This is a genomic window from Neisseria sp. P0009.S007 (assembly GCF_051962515.1).
On the sequence record NZ_JBQCVF010000226.1, the window covers coordinates 1 to 2,121 of the forward strand.

At 51.2% G+C, this 2,121-nt stretch carries 2 protein-coding genes; both read left to right on the forward strand.

Features of this window, described 5'->3' with window-relative positions; genetic code table 11:
• Positions 1-1,551 (forward strand): excinuclease ABC subunit UvrC (gene uvrC / locus ACTHS3_RS11875; RefSeq protein ID WP_440368026.1); only part of this gene is annotated, 1,551 nt, incomplete at its 5' end.
• Positions 1,552-1,578: 27 nt separating this feature from the next.
• A partial coding sequence (aroD, locus tag ACTHS3_RS11880; protein ID WP_440368027.1) for a type I 3-dehydroquinate dehydratase occupies positions 1,579-2,121 on the forward strand: 543 nt, incomplete at its 3' end.

A 2,121-nucleotide genomic window follows, 5' to 3' on the forward strand; every position in this document is an offset into this window, starting at 1 on the left:
TTCCGCGATGACAAAAGCTATCCTTATTTGATGCTCAGCGGCCATCAATATCCGCAAATGGCGTATTACCGCGGCACGCTGAAGAAACCAAATCAATATTTCGGCCCATATCCTAACAGCAACGCCGTGCGCGACAGCATTCAAGTGTTGCAAAAAGTCTTTATGCTGCGTACCTGCGAAGACAGCGTATTCGAGCACCGCGACCGTCCTTGCCTGCTTTACCAAATCAAACGCTGCACCGCGCCTTGTGTCGGACATATCAGCGAAGAAGATTATCGTGACAGCGTGCGTGAAGCTGCGACTTTCCTCAATGGCAAAACTGATGAATTGACTCGCACCCTGCAACACAAAATGCAGACCGCCGCTGCCAACCTGCAATTTGAAGAAGCTGCCCGCTACCGCGACCAAATCCAAGCACTCGGCATCATGCAGAGCAACCAGTTCATCGACAGTAAAAATCCGAACAATCCCAACGATATCGATTTGCTTGCGCTGGCGGTTTCAGACGGCCTGGTTTGCGTACACTGGGTCAGTATCCGAGGCGGACGGCATGTAGGCGATAAAAGCTTTTTCCCAGACACCAAAAACGATCCCAAGCCAAACGGACAAGATTACGCGGAAGCCTTCGTCGCCCAACATTATTTGGGCAAAAGCAAACCCGACATCATCATCAGCAACTTTCCCGTTCCCGATGCGCTGAAAGAGGCCTTGGAAGGCGAACACGGCAAGCAGATGCAATTTGTCACCAAGACCATAGGCGAACGCAAGGTCTGGCTGAAGATGGCGGAGCAAAACGCACAAATGGCGATTGCCCAACGCCGCCTGCAACAAAGCAGCCAGCAACACCGTATTGATGAACTGGCCAAAATCCTCGGCATGGATTCAGACGGCCTCAACCGCCTTGAATGTTTCGATATCAGCCACACGCAAGGCGAGGCTACTATTGCGTCCTGCGTTGTGTACGATGAGCAAAACATCCAGCCTTCGCAATACCGCCGCTACAACATCACGACCGCCAAACCCGGCGATGACTACGCCGCTATGCGCGAAGTGTTAACACGCCGTTACGGCAAAATGCAGGAAGCCGAAGCCAACGGTGAAAGCGTCAAATGGCCGGATGTTGTGTTGATTGACGGCGGCAAAGGGCAAATCGGCGTAGCCGTATCGGTATGGGAAGAACTCGGGCTGCACATTCCTTTGGTCGGTATTGCCAAAGGCCCCGAGCGCAAAGCCGGTATGGAAGAACTCATACTGCCTTTTACCGGCGAAGTCTTCCGCCTGCCACCCAACAGCCCGGCCTTGCATTTATTGCAAACCGTACGCGATGAATCGCACCGCTTTGCAATTACAGGCCACCGAAAAAAACGCGACAAAGCACGCGTTACTTCATCACTCAGCGAAATCCCCGGTATCGGCAGCAAACGCCGCCAAGCATTGCTTACCCGATTCGGCGGTCTGCGCGGTGTGATTGCAGCCAGCCGCGAGGACTTGGAAAAAGTGGAAGGCATCAGCAAAGCATTGGCGGAAACCATTTACGAGCATCTGCACTGATTGGCTTGAAGAGCAAAAAGGAACAATATGAAACCTGTCATCATTAAAAATATCGAGATCGGCAAAGGCCTGCCTAAAATTGCCGTGCCGCTGGTGGCTGCCAATACGCAGGAATTGGAGCAGGCTTTGCGCGTATTGAAAGAGACGGCTTTTGACATTATTGAATTTCGTGCGGATTTTTTTCAAGAAGCGCTTGATGCCGATTTTATTGCCGAGCAATTAGGCATCGCTCGACAGGCTTTTCCTGACAAGCCCTTGCTGTTTACGTTTAGAAGGGCGCAAGAGGGCGGCAACACGCCTTGTTCGGATGACTATTATTTTAAATTATTGGAAAAAATTGTCTGTTCCAAACAAGCCGATATTATCGACATCGAGCTTTTTGCCGAGAAAAGCGGCGTAAAACAAACCATTGCTTTGGCGCATGAGTATCAAACTGCCGCCTTACTTTGTAATCACGATTTCCAAGCCACGCCGTCTTTGGCAGACATTACAGGCCGTCTGAAAACAATGGCCGAGTGGGGCGCGGATATCTGCAAAATTGCCGTGATGCCGCAATCGTCGCAAGATGTA